This window comes from Pantoea phytobeneficialis, assembly GCF_009728735.1.
Lineage (GTDB): Bacteria > Pseudomonadota > Gammaproteobacteria > Enterobacterales > Enterobacteriaceae > Pantoea > Pantoea phytobeneficialis.
Map to the genome: position 1 here is coordinate 1,853,915 of NZ_CP024636.1, position 15,765 is coordinate 1,869,679.

Consider the following 15,765-nt stretch of genomic DNA (forward strand, 5'->3'; position numbering starts at 1 on the left):
CGCCGACGTTGTCCATCGCATTCGATGCTTTGGGCAGCGTCGGCGGTTTTGCTTTACAGCTCGATCAGCGGGAACTCACCCGATAGCAGAGGGCGGCAGAGGATTTTATAGCCGTCGTGATCAAAGCCATGAGGGATGCGTTGTAGCTGGCGAGCTTCGGCTTCGCTACTCACCGAACCCAGCCAAAACCAGTGATCAATAACGTGGATTTGCGTCATGGCGATACCGCGTTCCACCATTCCCACCGCGCCGGACCACGGCCAGCACACCACCCGTAACGCTTCCAGTGCCTGTTGCAAACGTTGTTGATGCGCTTCTGGCGGTTCGTTGCCGCAGCAGGCGCCGGCACAGCGTTTAAGCGCGGCACGAAAACAGCCCCGGCCGCTGCGCAGATTCTCCAGCCCCAGCAAACCGTGACACAGGCGCTGTTCATCAGCGATGCTTTTCAGCTTTTCCAGCGCGGCGTGGCGGCTACGAAACAAACCATAAAGGTTTGAGGTACAGGAGAAATCGAGGTCGCGGGCGTAAACTACTTGCGGCACGGTGTCGTTAAGCTGGAGTGAGCAGAGCTGACGGTTTTTGCGCAGGCGTTTATTGAACAACGGCTGTTGCGTTTTGATCATCTGCGCTTCCAGTAACTGCGCACCCAGATCGCCAGCCGTGGGGATCCAACTGACACGTCTTGCCTGGCGCAGCATGCTGGCTTCATCCGGCGTGCGGAAATGGGACATCACGCGACTGCGCAGGTTAACGCTTTTGCCGATATACAGCGGCAGGTTATCGCTTTCGCCGTGGAAGACATACACGCCGGGCTGATTGGGTAAACCGTCCAGCCACTGGCGAAGATGTTCGGGATACTGGTAAATGGCTGCCGCATCAAATTCAAGGCGGTAACTGGTGGCTCGTCTGACCAAGGAGGACTCCGGTTACTGGTTGTCCATCCAGTATATCAGCGAGCCTGTTTTTCCGCCAGCCGCTACAGGCGACGGGTCGCCAGCCAGCAGATCAATGAGCCGAGGGTGATCATCAGCACCCCTTGCCAGAAGGTCAGGGAGGGCGTCAGGCCAAGCCAGAGTGACGCCAGCAGCGCCGACAGCACCGGTGTGAAGTAGGATGCCGTTGCCAGTAATGTCAGATTACCGTGTTGAATGCCGTGGTTCCACGCCGAGTAGGCTACCGCGGTGGAGACACCCATAAATAACACCTCCAGCGCCGGGATCAGGCTGAAATGCAGTGAGCTGACCTGTTCGGTGAGGGCGAATTTGAACCACAGCGCCAGCGCGGTGACGACAAAGAACAGATTGACGCCGCTTTTACCGTTGGCATAACGGCGCGTCACGTTGTTGTATAACCCCCAGGCGAAAGCAGCAATAAAAGCCAGACCATACGCCAGCGGGTTACTCAGCAGATTATGCCCAAGCTGTGATAATGAACTGCCGCCGCGGCTCTGTAGCACCCAGACAATGCCCGCCAGTGACAACAACAATCCCGGCCATAGCCAGACGCGGAAGCGCTGCTGGTTGATCGGAATGGCAAACACGACGGTCAGACAGGGCCACAGGTAGTTGATCATCCCCAGCTCCAGCGACTGGGCACGATCCTGCGCCAGACCAATCGCCAGCGCGAGGCAGATTTCATAGCCGACAAACAGCAGCCCTCCGCCCCACAAATAACGCGTTGGCATCTGGCGGAAATCCGGCAGGCCGCGTGTCAGGCAGAGCAGGATCGCCGTGGTGGTATAAATCAGCGCTGCGCCACCGGTGGCGCCAAAGGCTTCACTGACGCTGCGCATCAGGCCAACGGTAGTGCTCCAGAGTAAAATCGCGCTTAAACCGATCAGGGTGGCGCGCGGCAAATGTGCAGGCATATAAAAGCGTTCAGAAAAGGCAATGAAAGGCGTCTTCCGTCCCGAACTGGAAAACGCCGGATGGGGTTATTTTTTCCAGAAATCGTCGAACACGGTAATTGGTGGGCGACGTTTATGCTCGGTTTTCAGATACCAGCCTTCAATGATTTTGGCAGCAGACGCATCAATGGTCTTGCCTTCCAGATAGGCATCAATCAGCTGATAGGTCACGCCGAGAGCCACTTCATCCTGTAATCCTGGACGATTATCTTCGAGGTCAGCCGTCGGATGCTTCAGGTAAAGATGCTCCGGGCAGCCCAGCAGTTTCAGCAACTGTTTGCCCTGGCCTTTGTTGAGGCGGAAAATCGGGTTGATGTCAGTGCCGCCATCGCCATATTTGGTGAAGAAACCGGTGACGGCTTCAGCGGCATGATCCGTCCCCACGACTACGCCTTTGGTCATCCCCGCGATGCTGTATTGGGCTTTCATGCGCTCACGCGCTTTCTCGTTACCGCGAATATAGTCAGACAGGGTGATGCCCGCGTCCTGTAAGGCGCGCTCACTTGCCAGCACCGCTTCTTTAATGTTGACCACCAGCGACCGATCCGGTTGGATAAACGCCAGCGCATCCTGACAATCCTGCTCATCGGCCTGCACGCCATAAGGCAGACGCACGGCAATGAAGGTGTAGTCGTTATCACCGGTCTCTTCGCGCAGTTCACGAATGGCGGTTTGTGACAGGATGCCGGTCAGTGTGGAATCCTGACCACCGCTGATACCCAGTACCAGGGTCTTAATCCCCGGATTGGTTTTCAGGTAGGACTTCAAAAAATCAACGCTGACGCGAACTTCTTGCTGGGGATCGATGACGGGTTTAACACCAAGGGCTTCAATGATTTCCTGCTGCAGTGACATGAACCTCTCCTCAAGTCAGTTGCCGGACGGCACAATGCGAATCATTTCCTAAAGCTAACGCGGCTGGCCCAAAACAACAAGCCGTATGGCTTGTTGTTCGGGTTATTTGCTGGCAAATCAGGCGCTTTTTGGCTTCTGAGCCAACACCAGGAACATTACAATCGCCAACATAAAACAGCCAAAAATCGTGCCAGTCATACTCAGTAGCGAGGTGCCACCGAGACCAGTGAGCGGTACGCTGATGGCCCCCAGTGTGAACATGGTGACGCCAATCACTGCTGAGGCGCTGCCTGCGCGGTGGCCCTGGCTTTGCATGGCCAGTGATGAGGCAGTGGTGGCGATAACACCATTGCTGGCGATGGTGAAGAACAGCGCCAGCAGAATCACCGGCAGCGATGCACCGAGGATGCCCGCGAGTAACAGACAGGCGGAGGCGACAAAGGCCAGCAGCAGGCCACCTTTCAGTACCCGGTATTCTCCCCAACGTCGGCACAGGCGGGCGCTGGTCTGAGAAGCAATAATCAGACCGAATCCGTTGGCGGCAAAGCAGAAGCTAAAGGCCTGCGGAGACAAACCGTAGATCTGTTGCAGGACAAACGGTGATGAACCGATGTAAGCGAGCATCCCCGCCATCATAAAACCCTGCGTTAAACAGAAGCCCATAAATGAACGATGGGTAAATACCTCACCCAGCGCGGCCCAGGCGGAGAAAATGGAACCCCGATTGCGTTTTGCTTCGGGCAAAGTTTCATGCAGTTTCCAGCGCGTCAGCAGGATGAGCAAAATGGCCACCGCTCCCAGCACCATAAAAATGCCACGCCAGTTCAGCACAGTTAGCATAAAACCGCCGAGAACCGGGGCGGCGATCGGGGCCAGACCATTGACCAACATCAACAAGGCAAAAAAGCGCGTCAGTTCATAGCCACTATACATATCACGCGCGACGGCACGCGACAGCACGGCGCCACCACCCCCCGCCAGGCCTTCAAACAGACGGGCCACCAGTAGTTGATTAATATCTTGCGCCACGGCACAACCGATTGAGGCGACAAACAGCAGCAGCAGTGAGACGCGTAAGGGACGCAGGCGACCAAATTTGTCGCTCAACGGACCGAACAGCAGCTGGCCGGCTCCAAGGCCTACCAGTGTCGCGGTGAGGCTTAACTGGGCAGTGGCGGTTTCGGTGTGCAGGTCCTGTGCCAGTTCAGGCAGGGCGGGCAGGTAGAGATCGATACAGAGCGGCCCAAGGGCAGCGAGCAGGCCAAGGGTTATGGCATAAACCAGACGGTTAGAAGGTGCAGGTGTCATTTATCCTCTGTCTTTATTAGGTGTGAAATCAGGTTCTGATAAAGGTGTTGCAGGGTCACCGCTGACGCTTTCTGTGGCGTCAGGCGGCGGAGGGCCGTGCCGTCAAACAACACGGCCAGTACTTCGACACAGGCGTCCACCTGTTCGTCGCCCAGTTCAGGATGACTGGCGCGGATCTTGTGACGGGCCTGGCTGAACATGCGGGCATCCGCCGCTTCGAGCATTGCCGCGACGCGTGGATTACGACCGGCTTCGGCGGCGACATCCAGCATCAATAATTCATCTTCCGGGTTCAGGCTTTCCCGCCAGGCAAGCGTGGTGGCGATTTGATCGCTGTCGACCCGATCGCGCATCGCGGCAACGCGACCATCGACAATACGTTTCACCATCTCTTCAATGATGGCGTCCTTGCTGGGGAAGTACCGGTAGATTTGCCCCACGCTGAGATTGGCGGCGCACGCCAGCCGCGCCATGCTGGCAGCATGGAACCCCTCCCGACGAAAACATTCGCGCGCAGCACGGATGATTTCATCCTGGCGCAGGCGGTGGCGTTCATCTTTATTATTTTCTCGTTGTCTGGTCATAACCGCCCTGAAAATAGTTTTGAGAGTGCTCATTCTCATTTGGTGATTATACGGAGCCTGTCAAAGGAACACAGGCACTTTTACGCAATCCTGACGCTTCGGAACAAACCGAATATGCTGCCATAAAATTGATTAATCTGGATTTATGTTCCAGGCTTAGCGTTACATGGACACAGTAATGAGGAACAACAAGATGAATAAAGTGCTGGGATGTATCGCTGCTGCGTTAACGCTGGCAGCACTCTCTGGTTGTACGGCTTACGATCGCGCAGAGAGCTTCGTGACCAAACCTGTGGTGAAGGATGTGAAGAAAGGAATGACCCGTGATCAGGTGCGTCAGATTGCCGGGGCACCGTCTACTGAGATCACTATGGTGCATGCGCGCGGCACCTGTCAGACTTATGTGCTGGGTGAGCGCGATGGCAAAGTCCAGACTTACTTCGTCAGCTATAACGACACGGGACATGTGATGAACTACGGCTTCCAGAGCTGTAAAGAGTACGATACCGACCCGCAAGCGACGCAGTAAAGGTTGCAGAATAGCAAACGGCCCGTCAGTGACGGGCCGTTTTTGTTTGTGGCTTACAAGCCGTAGGGGCGTGGCACTTCGTTATAGCTGCCGTTGATATCGCGCTGATAGTAATGACCATCCTGCACGTAATAACGCTTGCCGTTGAAGTCGAGCACACGCATACCGGCTACCGGCTCTGACTGCGGTGGCTGCACCACAACGTAGGTATCGCCCTGACGCTGATAGTAGCTGCCATTCAACAGATAATAGGTCAGACCGCCAATCAACACCGCTGTCGCGGCATCGGGTAAGAAACGTAATGGACCTGGTCCACCCCAGTGCGGTCCAGGACCTGGGCCGGGTCCCCACGGACCTGGGTGGGCAAGGGCGATGGCTGGTGTTAATAAGGTTAACGCCAGCACGGAGGCGATAACTTTTTTCATCGGTAGTTCTCCTGCTATGACTGGTAGCAGGATTGGCTTTTCACCGGCAAAACACAAGCGGAAAGTGGCTGGTTTTTCCACTATTTACCATGCTTAACACTTTCCTGACGGTAGCGCCATGATTGCCAGAGATTGAGGAGAGGAACGCGTAGCGGCGCGATTTATCGCGCGGATTTCGGGTGTGGAACCTCGCACGATACATCGTGCCGCTACGGGATGTGCAGGTAATTAACGATGCGCCAGTTCGGCGTGGTCGTCGCTCTCCAGCACTTTTTTGTCGGTCAGGCCAAGCCAGCGGCTGGTCAGGGAGCCAGCGGTCATTGCGCCATTGACGTTGAGCGCGGTGCGGCCCATATCAATCAACGGTTCGATGGAGATCAACAGCGCGACCAGTGTTACCGGCAGGCCCATCGCGGGCAGCACGATCAAGGCGGCAAAGGTGGCACCGCCGCCCACACCGGCCACACCGGCTGAGCTGAGGGTGACGATCCCTACCAGGGTGGCAATCCACAGCGGGTCAAACGGGTTGATCCCGACAGTCGGTGCAACCATCACCGCCAGCATGGTCGGATACAGACCGGCACAACCATTCTGTCCAATGGTGGCACCAAAGGAGGCCGAGAAGCTGGCGATGGATTCCGGCACACCAAGGCGACGCGTCTGGGTTTCAACGTTCAACGGGATACTGGCGGCGCTGGAACGGCTGGTAAAAGCAAAGGTAATCACCGGCCACACTTTGCGAAAGAAACGCAGCGGATTGATGCCGTTGAAAGAGAGCAGCAGCGCGTGCACGCCAAACATAATCGCCAGGCCCAGATAAGAGGCCACAACAAAGCCACCGAGCTTAATGATGTCCTGAAGGTTAGAACCCGCGACTACTTTGGTCATCAGGGCCAGCACACCGTAGGGTGTCAGCTTCATGATCAAACGAACCAGTTTCATCACCCAGGATTGCAGGGTGTCGATTGCCACCAGCACACGTTCGCCTTTCGCTTTGTCATCTTTCAACAACTGCAACGCCGCCACGCCGAGAAACGCGGCGAAAATCACCACGCTGATGATCGAGGTCGGGCTAGCGCCGGTGAGATCGGCAAACGGATTTTTAGGGATAAAGGAGAGCAGCAGTTGTGGCACGGTCAGATCGGCCACTTTTCCGATGTAGTTGCTCTGAATCGCGTTCAGGCGCGCGGTTTCCTGCGCACCTTGCACCAGGCCATCTGCGGTTAAACCAAACAGGCCAGTGACCATCACGCCTACCAGCGCTGAAATCGCCGTAGTAAACAACAACACGCCGATGGTCAGTACGCTGATTTTGCCCAGTGAAGAGGCATTGTGCAGGCGAGCCACCGCGCTGAGGATGGAAGCGAAGACCAGCGGCATCACGATCATCTGCAACAATTGCACGTAACCGTTGCCGACAATGTTGAACCAGCCAATCGAGGCTTTCACCACCGGGCTGTTCTCACCGTATATGGCTTGCAGCGCCAGACCAAACAACACGCCGAACACCAGGCCAGTTAATACGCGTTTTGACAGGCTCCAGCGCGCGTTGCCAATGCGTGCTAATAACACCAGCAACGCGGCGAACACCACGAGATTAATAATCAGGGGAAAATCCATGCTCTACTCCAGAGATTTGCCGCGCCTCTGCATGTTCAGGCGCGGAATACAGGGTGATTCCTGAAAGGAATCCGCGCATGTTAACAGTTCATAAATGGGCAGGCTTATATCCAAATGGAATTGATTATAACTTTATCCTGATTTTTGTCTGATTATCGCGCGCTTTGACTGTTTATTATGCGGCCTACGCCATTTTGTAAGGTGTTGAACAATTGTTCAGGCCAGCCGTTTGCACCAAAAGACGGCAAGCCAGGTGGAAACCACAGCGCGTAGCCGACCAGTGCGAGGCAAAGGGCGCGCTCCAGTTGGTTGCCTTTTTGGCTGTTCAGCAGCGGCAGGCGAAAGCGCCAACGGCAGGGCCACAGCAGGGGAACGCCAGCGGGTGTCAGCATATCGGCGACAATATGGCTGAGATAGCCCAGAGTCATGCCCTGCAACACATCCGCAGGGATGGGCCAACTGGCGGGGACATTAATCTGAAACAGCCACAAGCTTACTGCCACCGCCAGCAGGCTGTGGGTAAAACCGCGATGACCAAAGGCGCGAGCGATGGGCTGGGAAAGCCACTTCAGACGTTGTCCCAGCACCGATTTGGGATGATCAATATCCGGCAGCAAACAGGTCAGCAGTGCAGCCGGCACCAGATGCCACCAGTCGGCACTGGCCATTACCGGCGTGAGCTCCGCGCGCTTGGCAAAAATAGCACTGGCAATGGCGAAAATGATGTGGCCTTCGGCCGTCATGATAAAACCTGGCTGCAAACTGTCGATGCATCCAGTATAGGGATTTATCCAGTGAATGAGAATATGTGACGCTGTAACCAGGCGTGAATTTAAGACGATACCCGCGTCAGAATGACGCGGGAAAAGAGCAGCTTAGCGCGCCAGCCAACCGCCATCCACCGCTAGCGTATAGCCGTGAACGTAATCCGATGCACTGGAAGCGAGGAACACCACTGGCCCCATCATATCGTCCGGTGCGCCCCAACGTCCGGCAGGGATACGGGCGAGGATCTCTTCACTGCGCGACTCATCATCACGGATTTGTTGCGTGTTGTTCGTCGCCATGTAACCGGGGGCAATGGCGTTGACATTGATGCCGTGCTTCGCCCATTCATTGGCCATCAGCCGTGTCAGCCCCATGACGGCGCTTTTCGATGCGGTATAGGAGGGCACGCGGATTCCACCCTGGAAAGAGAGCATCGAGGCGATGTTGATGATCTTGCCGCCATTCCCCTGCGCGATAAATTGTCGCGCCACCTGTTGAGAGAGGAAAAACAGGCTCTTGCTGTTGATATTCATCACATCGTCCCAGTCTTTTTCGCTAAAGTTCAGCGCATCCTCACGCCGGATAATCCCCGCGTTATTGACCAGAATATCAATGCGTCCCGCCAGTGCGACCGCCTGTTCCACCACCTGTGGCACGATGGAGGGGTGGCTCAGATCGGCCTGAATCGGCCAGAAACGGCGTCCCAGTGCTTCAACTTTGGCGGCGGTATCATCCGGTCCGGCGCGGTTGACACCAATAATATCGCAGCCCGCCTGTGCCAGACCGATCGCCATCCCCTGACCCAATCCAGTGTTACAACCGGTGACCAGCGCGATTTTTCCTTCAAGATGAAAAGCGTTCAGAATCATTATCTTCTCCTTAGGCACTAGCGCAGAGCGCTGACGCTGACGTGGTCCATGTCATCAAACACCTGATTTTCACCCACCATGCCCCAGATAAAGGTATAGCGTTGGGTGCCAACACCGGCATGGATTGACCAGCTTGGCGAAATCACCGCCTGCTCGTTATGTACCAACAGATGGCGGGTTTCCTGCGGCTGTCCCATCATATGAAACACCGCGCTGTCCTCAGCCATATCAAAATAGAAATAGACCTCCATGCGGCGTTCATGGGTGTGGCACGGCATGGTGTTCCACAAATTGCCGTCGTCAAGACGCGTCAGGCCCATGGTCAGCTGACAGGTTGGTAGTACATCCGGCACGATAAATTTGTTGATGGTGCGGCGGTTAGAGGTGGCGGCATCACCGAGGGTGGCTTTCACGGCATCCTCAAGGGTGATTTTTTTGTCCGGATAGTGGGTATGCGCCGGGGCGCTGTTGTAATAAAACTTCGCCGGATGACTGGCTTCGCTGCTGCGAAAAAGCACCTGTTGTGCGCCCTGGCCGACATACAACGCTTCCTGGTGACCAATTTCCCAGGTTTTGCCATCCACTTCAATCAGGCCGGGGCCGCCGATGTTTATCACCCCCAGTTCGCGGCGTTCGAGAAAATAACTCACGCCCAACTGCTTACCCACTTCACTGCCGATGGTCACCGACCTGGTCACCGGCATCACGCCACCAATGATGATGCGGTCGATATGGCTGTAGGTCAGGGTGTAATCATCCGGGGTGAAAATTTTTTCAATCAAGAACTCGCGGCGCAGGGCGGCGGTATCGAGAGTTTTGGCATGTTCGCTGTGAATACTTTGACGTATGTCCATCTCAGGCCTCTGGATAAAAGAAGGTATAGGTCCCGATGCGGGTCTGTTGGCATCTTAGGCAGGATGGGATGTGAATTCAATAAAAATGAAACGTTGTTTTATTTATTTGTGTTGGCGATCAAATCGACATAAAAAAGCCCGCTGTGAGAGCGGGCTGTTGGGCGCTTAACCGTGTAGATGTTCGGCGGCGAGTTGGGTAAGGTCATCCAGCCTGACATTCGCCAGTGCCCAACGTGCATCATCACGATGTTCTGCCGCAGGCACCACGATGGAGCGCATACGTGCCGCTTTACTGGCGACCATGCCGTTGAACGAATCTTCCAGCGCCACGCAGTTGAGGGGATCAACGCCTAATTGTGTGGCGGCATCCAGATAAACCTGCGGATGCGGTTTGCTGTAGGGAAGATGCTCGGCGGAGGCGAGTTGATCAAAATAATGGCGCAGGTTGAACATCTCCAGAACCCGCTCCAGCATATGCAGTGGGGAGGCGGAGGCGAGGGCAATTTTCAGACCCTGGTCGCGACATAAACGCAGTGCCTGTTCCACCCCGGGCAGCAGAGGGCGAGTTTCTTCCACCAGTTCAAGAGCGCGTGCGATGATACGGTCCGTCACTTCCTGTTGGTCCGGGCCGTTCCACGGCAGCGTTTCGTACCACATGCGTACGGTTTGATCGATGCGTAATCCCAGGGTATCTGGCAATTCGTGGCGGCGGGTGAGATCCACCCCCAGCGTGGCGAAAATATCGAGTTCGGCGCGATCCCACAGCGGTTCTGAGTCAATCAGCAATCCATCCATATCAAAAATGGCGGCCAGAACAGGGCGACGATAAGACATACAACGGCTCCGTTTGAAATTTGGCCTACCTTAGCATGAATGCCAGGCAACCAGCATGCTGCGCTTTTTTCAGGAAAAAAAGATGCAGTACAGGTAGACTTAGGGCAAATCTTATTCCGTTCAGGGAGACACCATGACTTACCAACAGGCTGGCCGCATCGCCATCCTTAAGCGAGTGGCTGGCTGGGTGATTTTTATTCCGGCGCTGCTTTCCACCATCATCTCCGTATTGGGCTTTATGTTTAAGCACAGCGAAAAGCAACCGGGTATTGACGCGGTGATGCTTGATTTTGTGCATGTGATGATTGATATGGTGAAATTCAACACGCCGTTTCTCAGTTTCTTTTGGCAAAACTCCCCGGTGCCGGAATTCAACGGCGGCACCAATATCGGTTTCTGGATTATCTATTTTTTGATTTTCGTCGGTATCGCGTTGCAGGCTTCAGGCGCACGTATGTGGCGTCAGTCGCGCCATATCAAAGAGGGTATTGAGGACCAGTTAATTCTTGAGCAGGCGAAGGGCAACGAAGGACGCAGCCGGGCGCAGCTTGAGGAGAAAATTAATGTGCCACGTCACACCATTTTATTGCAGGTGTTTCCGTTATATATCCTGCCAATTGTGATCGCGATTGCCGGTTACTTTGTGCTGAAACTGCTCGGACTGCTGTAAGGCGTCAGGCCGGTCTGGCCTGACGTTGTCCCATCACATCTTCATCCAGCAACTGACCGATGGCGAACGTCGCTTCGTCCATCCAATTGCCGCCAAACACATTGGCGCGATTAAGCAGGTAGTAAAGTTGATATACCGGCTGACGTTGCGAGAAGCCTTCAGGCAACGGCCATACGGAATGATATCCTTCGTAAATCTGCCGTGGCAGCTCGGCGTAATAGCTCAACATTGCCAGATCACATTCGCGATCGCCCCAGTAGCAGGCGGGATCAAAAATCCACGGCCCAGCAGGGCTACCGGCGCAATTTGCCGGCCACAAGTCGCCATGCAACAACGAAGGCTGTGGATGGTGGTTGGCCAGAGCGCGCTGCACACAATCAACAATCAGGTCAGTGTCACCATAATTGATGCCTTTCTCCGCTGCCAGTTGCAACTGCCAGCCAATGCGCTGCTCGGCAAAAAAGACCGACCAGCGGCGCAACCAACTGTTAGGTTGGGGAGTGGTGGTGATGTTGTTGTCGAAATCGAGGCCAAACTGGGGTTGCTCGCTCCATTGATGGAGGTGCGCCAGTTGCTGACCAAGCTGAAACGCGGTGTGCTCATTGAGGGGTTCAGGCGGCAAATATTCCAGCAGGAGAAAGCTGGTGTCACGATCGTTGCCGACACCATAAACCTCTGGGACGCGCACGGTATGCGTACGCGCCAGCAGTGCCAGCTGATCCGCTTCCCAACTGAACAGGGTGAGCATATCGCGCGTGTTGCATTTGACGAAAACGTCGAGTTTGCCGTAACGAATGCGCCAGGCTGGATGGACATCGCCCCCGGGCAGTTCGTGACGTTCGGTGATTTCGGCATCGCCGGCGTATTCGCTTAACAGTCGACTAATGGCTGACCACATGGGGTAATCCTCTTTATTCGCTGCCTGAGTTCAATTGTAACGCTCAAAACATGAACAAAACCAGCACCGGCGCGCGCTTTTCACATCCCGTCAGGGTTGTGCTTTTAAAAACGCTTCCAGTGTGGTGATTTCTACCTCGGGTTTTTCGCCCAGCGCTACCGAAGCTAATCCGGCGGCCTGTTCAGCCAGCGCCTGCTCCTCCAGCGCGCTGACCACTCCGAAACTGTTGGTACCCAGCTCATGCGGATGTCCCTCGGTATCTTTTAACGTGGTGTTATAGCCCGCGTTAAGCATTTCGCTGTTGAGGGATTGCAGGTCGCTCAGTCCCTTCTCCTGATAATGAAAGGTCACAATGTAACGCTTTAAGTCGCTCATCTTTCACCTCATTGTTCCGAAACAGATGTCAGCGTAGACCAGTGGACCAGATTGAGCGAATTTGCAGCAATTTGACATTGATGAGCGTCAAAAAACATCGCCAGCAGGTTCGGAAAATTCTTGTAGCAATTCAGCTGCTATTTCGCTAATTGCCCTCTATAATGCGCGCGGGTAATGGGATTAATCCCATTTGGCGCGCGGCTTCAGCGCAAAAACAGGCTTTTCCGGTGACTTCATACTTATTTACAAAACTTACCGTAAATTGCGTTGATCGTCCGGGAAAACTCTTCAGACTCATCACTTTTTAAACCGCCGTACGGATCACATTTAAATGAAAGCCTTTAACAAGCTGTCCGCTGTTCTTTTGCTCTCTGCTGGAGCATTTTGTCACCAGGCATTTGCAGATAACACCGTCTTCACCTCCATGGATGACCCTTCAACGGCGAAAAAACCGTTTGAAGGCAGCGCGTCAGCGGGTTACCTGGCGCAAACGGGTAACACCACCAGTTCCGCGCTCAGTGCTGCAACCTCAATGACATGGTATCGCACCAACACCGCATGGAGTTTGTGGGGCAACGCCGCCAACAACTCATCTAACGATGAACGTTCTTCCGAGACTTACAATATCGGTGGCCGTTCACGTTATAACCTCAACAGCGCCGACTACTTGTTTGGTCAGGCTAGCTGGTTGAGCGATCGTTTCAACGGCTACGATTCACGCGACGTGCTGACTGCCGGTTACGGTCGTCAGTTGTTGAGTGGTCCGGTGCACTCGCTGCGTGCTGAATTTGGTCCGGGTGTGCGTTATGACGATTTCCATGATGGCGGCCACGAAACCAAAGCGCTGGGCTATGGTGCGGTAAGCTATCAGTGGCAACTGACTGATACTACCAAGTTCATCCAGGGTGTTTCTGTGCTGAGCAGCTTCGGTGAAGACACCACGGTGAACTCAGAAACCGGTTTGCAGGTCGCGATTAACGAACACTTCGCGCTGAAGATGGCCTACAACGTTACCTGGAACAACAATCCGCCGGAATCTGCGCCGGATCGCACCGATACCAAAACCACCATCCAGTTGACTTACGCTATGTAAGATCACCTGAAGGTGAACGCCGCTGCCTGGCCTGTGCCGCGCAGCGGTTTTTTTTTAGCTGGCGCAGGCTTAGCGCATTTTCTGCGGGTTTTGCTTGCCGCAGAAAGCTGTTATCATTTGCGGCGCTTTATTTCCCTGGCGTCATTCCGACAATGTGGGTCTGACATCACGCCGGGTTACTCTTATTGAACTCAATGTTGCATGTAGGCTTTCGTGTGGCTTACCACTGCAATTAAGGATATGAAATGCCAGTAATTACTCTTCCTGATGGCAGCCAGCGTAGTTTTGACCGTCCGGTCAGCGTGATGGATATCGCGCTGGATATCGGTCCGGGTCTGGCCAAAGCCTGTATTGCCGGTCGCGTGAATGGCGAGTTGGTGGACGCAGTTGATCTGATTCATGACGATGCTCAGGTGGCGATTATCACCGCCAAAGATGAAGCGGGTCTGGAAATTATCCGTCACTCCTGCGCGCACCTGTTGGGTCATGCTATCAAGCAGTTGTGGCCGAACACCAAAATGGCCATCGGGCCGGTGATCGATAACGGTTTCTATTATGATGTCGATCTCGACCACACCCTGACTCAGGAAGATATTGAGCAGCTGGAGAAGCGTATGCACCAGCTTGCAGAGACCAATTACGACGTTATCAAGAAAAAGGTGAGCTGGCAGGAGGCGCGTGACGTCTTTGCCGCGCGTGGTGAAAGCTACAAAACCACCATTCTTGATGAAAACATCAGCCATGATGACCGTCCGGGTCTGTATCATCATGAAGAATACATCGACATGTGCCGTGGTCCGCATGTGCCGAACATGCGTTTTTGCCATCACTTTAAGCTGCAAAAAATCTCCGGCGCTTACTGGCGCGGCGACAGCAACAACAAAATGTTGCAGCGTATTTATGGCACCGCATGGGCCGATAAAAAACAGCTGGCTGCCTATTTGCAGCGTCTGGAAGAGGCAGCGAAACGCGATCACCGTAAAATCGGTAAACAGCTCGACCTGTATCATATGCAGGAAGAAGCGCCGGGTATGGTATTCTGGCACAACGACGGCTGGACCATCTTCCGCGAGCTGGAAGTGTTCGTGCGTAGCAAGCTGAAAGAGTACCAGTACCAGGAAGTCAAAGGTCCGTTCATGATGGACCGTGTGCTGTGGGAAAAAACCGGTCACTGGGAAAACTATAAAGAAGCGATGTTCACCACCTCTTCGGAGAACCGTGAATACTGCATCAAACCGATGAACTGTCCGGGACACGTCCAGATCTTCAATCAGGGTCTGAAATCCTACCGTGACTTACCGCTGCGTATGGCGGAGTTCGGTAGCTGCCATCGTAATGAGCCGTCAGGTTCCTTACATGGTCTGATGCGTGTGCGTGGCTTCACCCAGGATGATGCTCACATCTTCTGTACCGAAGATCAGGTACGTGATGAGGTGAACAGCTGTATCCGTATGGTGTATGACATGTATAGCACCTTCGGTTTTGAAAAAATTGTGGTAAAACTTTCCACCCGTCCGGAAAAACGTATCGGTACCGATGAAATGTGGGACCGTGCGGAAGTGGATTTGGCGGAAGCACTGAAAGAAAACCAGATTCCGTTTGAGTATCAACCGGGTGAAGGGGCTTTCTACGGTCCGAAAATTGAATTCACCCTGCACGATTGTCTTGATCGTGCCTGGCAGTGTGGCACCGTTCAGCTAGACTTCTCGCTGCCGAAGCGTCTGGACGCCACCTATGTGGGTGAAAACAACGATCGTCAGACACCGGTTATGATTCACCGCGCGATTTTGGGTTCTATGGAACGCTTTATCGGTATTCTGACCGAAGAGTTCGCTGGCTTCTTCCCAAGTTGGTTGGCTCCGGTACAGGCGGTGGTGATGAATATCACCGATAGTCAGGCAGAATATGTCAGCGAATTGACAAAGAAATTGCAGAATGCAGGCATTCGTGTCAAAGCAGACTTGAGAAACGAGAAGATAGGCTTTAAAATCCGCGAGCACACATTACGTCGCGTCCCTTACATGCTGGTTTGCGGTGAGAAAGAGGTGGAAGCAGGCAAAGTTGCCGTGCGCACCCGCCGTGGTAAAGACCTCGGGAGCATGGACGTAGATGTGTTTGTTGAGAAGCTGCAACAAGAGATTCGCAGCCGACATCTTCACCAATTGGAGGAATAAGGT

General features: G+C 54.3%; 17 protein-coding genes. 4 read left to right on the top strand and 13 right to left on the bottom strand.

Translation table 11 applies throughout. The features are described from left to right. Nucleotides 1–53: 53 nt before the first annotated feature. The 5 genes from cho to CTZ24_RS08645 all read right to left on the bottom strand — a co-directional run bounded on the left by cho (nucleotide 54) and on the right by CTZ24_RS08645 (nucleotide 4,653). The gene (gene cho, locus CTZ24_RS08625) at nucleotides 54–914 is read right to left on the bottom strand and encodes an excinuclease Cho (protein ID WP_208725313.1); all 861 of its coding nucleotides are present in this window, start codon (nucleotides 912–914) and stop codon (nucleotides 54–56) included. Between the two features lie 62 nt (nucleotides 915–976). Then, nucleotides 977–1,867, bottom strand: a complete 891-nt coding sequence (yddG, locus tag CTZ24_RS08630; RefSeq protein WP_208725314.1) for an aromatic amino acid DMT transporter YddG — start codon at nucleotides 1,865–1,867, stop codon at nucleotides 977–979. A gap of 66 nt (nucleotides 1,868–1,933) precedes the next feature. Next, entirely contained in the window at nucleotides 1,934–2,761 is an 828-nt protein-coding gene (gene nadE / locus CTZ24_RS08635; protein ID WP_021185288.1) for an NAD(+) synthase, read from the bottom strand. A 117-nt stretch (nucleotides 2,762–2,878) separates the two neighbouring features. Next, entirely contained in the window at nucleotides 2,879–4,069 is a 1,191-nt protein-coding gene (locus CTZ24_RS08640; RefSeq protein ID WP_021185287.1) for a multidrug effflux MFS transporter, read from the bottom strand. Beyond that, nucleotides 4,066–4,653 (bottom strand): TetR/AcrR family transcriptional regulator, encoded by a 588-nt coding sequence (locus CTZ24_RS08645; protein ID WP_208725315.1) that lies wholly within the window; start codon nucleotides 4,651–4,653, stop codon nucleotides 4,066–4,068. Before CTZ24_RS08645 ends, CTZ24_RS08640 begins: the two co-directional genes overlap by 4 nt. Nucleotides 4,654–4,846: 193 nt before the next feature. On the opposite strand from CTZ24_RS08645, the gene osmE reads away from it, so the two are divergent. After that, the gene (gene osmE / locus CTZ24_RS08650) at nucleotides 4,847–5,182 is read left to right on the top strand and encodes an osmotically-inducible lipoprotein OsmE (RefSeq protein WP_208725316.1); all 336 of its coding nucleotides are present in this window, start codon (nucleotides 4,847–4,849) and stop codon (nucleotides 5,180–5,182) included. A 53-nt stretch (nucleotides 5,183–5,235) separates the two neighbouring features. On the opposite strand, the gene CTZ24_RS08655 is transcribed toward osmE, so the two are convergent. The 6 genes from CTZ24_RS08655 to hxpB all read right to left on the bottom strand — a co-directional run bounded on the left by CTZ24_RS08655 (nucleotide 5,236) and on the right by hxpB (nucleotide 10,552). Further along, entirely contained in the window at nucleotides 5,236–5,607 is a 372-nt protein-coding gene (locus CTZ24_RS08655; protein WP_021185285.1) for a DUF6515 family protein, read from the bottom strand. A gap of 228 nt (nucleotides 5,608–5,835) precedes the next feature. Then, complete coding sequence (locus CTZ24_RS08660; RefSeq protein WP_208725317.1) at nucleotides 5,836–7,227, bottom strand: L-cystine transporter; 1,392 nt, start codon at nucleotides 7,225–7,227, stop codon at nucleotides 5,836–5,838. 152 nt (nucleotides 7,228–7,379) lie between these two features. Beyond that, nucleotides 7,380–7,970: a metal-dependent hydrolase gene (locus CTZ24_RS08665; RefSeq protein ID WP_208725318.1), complete on the bottom strand. Its 591-nt coding sequence runs from the start codon at nucleotides 7,968–7,970 to the stop codon at nucleotides 7,380–7,382. 132 nt (nucleotides 7,971–8,102) lie between these two features. Further along, a complete protein-coding gene (gene kduD, locus CTZ24_RS08670; protein ID WP_021185282.1) occupies nucleotides 8,103–8,864 on the bottom strand; it encodes a 2-dehydro-3-deoxy-D-gluconate 5-dehydrogenase KduD in 762 nt (253 codons plus the stop codon). A 17-nt stretch (nucleotides 8,865–8,881) separates the two neighbouring features. Further along, nucleotides 8,882–9,718: a 5-dehydro-4-deoxy-D-glucuronate isomerase gene (gene kduI / locus CTZ24_RS08675; RefSeq protein WP_208725319.1), complete on the bottom strand. Its 837-nt coding sequence runs from the start codon at nucleotides 9,716–9,718 to the stop codon at nucleotides 8,882–8,884. A 165-nt stretch (nucleotides 9,719–9,883) separates the two neighbouring features. Then, nucleotides 9,884–10,552 carry a hexitol phosphatase HxpB gene (gene hxpB / locus CTZ24_RS08680; protein WP_208725320.1) on the bottom strand — a complete coding sequence of 223 codons (669 nt, stop codon included), beginning with the start codon at nucleotides 10,550–10,552 and terminating at the stop codon, nucleotides 9,884–9,886. Between the two features lie 133 nt (nucleotides 10,553–10,685). Between hxpB and CTZ24_RS08685 the strand changes: the two genes are divergently transcribed. Beyond that, nucleotides 10,686–11,222, top strand: coding sequence for a YniB family protein (locus CTZ24_RS08685; protein WP_036626946.1), 537 nt, complete (start codon nucleotides 10,686–10,688; stop codon nucleotides 11,220–11,222). Between the two features lie 4 nt (nucleotides 11,223–11,226). On the opposite strand, the gene CTZ24_RS08690 is transcribed toward CTZ24_RS08685, so the two are convergent. Both CTZ24_RS08690 and ghoS read right to left on the bottom strand, forming a co-directional pair. After that, nucleotides 11,227–12,120: a fructosamine kinase family protein gene (locus tag CTZ24_RS08690; RefSeq protein ID WP_036626944.1), complete on the bottom strand. Its 894-nt coding sequence runs from the start codon at nucleotides 12,118–12,120 to the stop codon at nucleotides 11,227–11,229. Between the two features lie 90 nt (nucleotides 12,121–12,210). Beyond that, nucleotides 12,211–12,495, bottom strand: a complete 285-nt coding sequence (gene ghoS / locus CTZ24_RS08695; RefSeq protein WP_208725321.1) for a type V toxin-antitoxin system endoribonuclease antitoxin GhoS — start codon at nucleotides 12,493–12,495, stop codon at nucleotides 12,211–12,213. A 331-nt stretch (nucleotides 12,496–12,826) separates the two neighbouring features. Between ghoS and CTZ24_RS08700 the strand changes: the two genes are divergently transcribed. After that, a complete protein-coding gene (locus CTZ24_RS08700) occupies nucleotides 12,827–13,588 on the top strand; it encodes a DUF481 domain-containing protein (RefSeq protein WP_021185276.1) in 762 nt (253 codons plus the stop codon). A 245-nt stretch (nucleotides 13,589–13,833) separates the two neighbouring features. Then, nucleotides 13,834–15,762: a threonine--tRNA ligase gene (gene thrS / locus CTZ24_RS08705; RefSeq protein ID WP_013508821.1), complete on the top strand. Its 1,929-nt coding sequence runs from the start codon at nucleotides 13,834–13,836 to the stop codon at nucleotides 15,760–15,762. The last annotated feature ends 3 nt before the right edge of the window (nucleotides 15,763–15,765 follow it).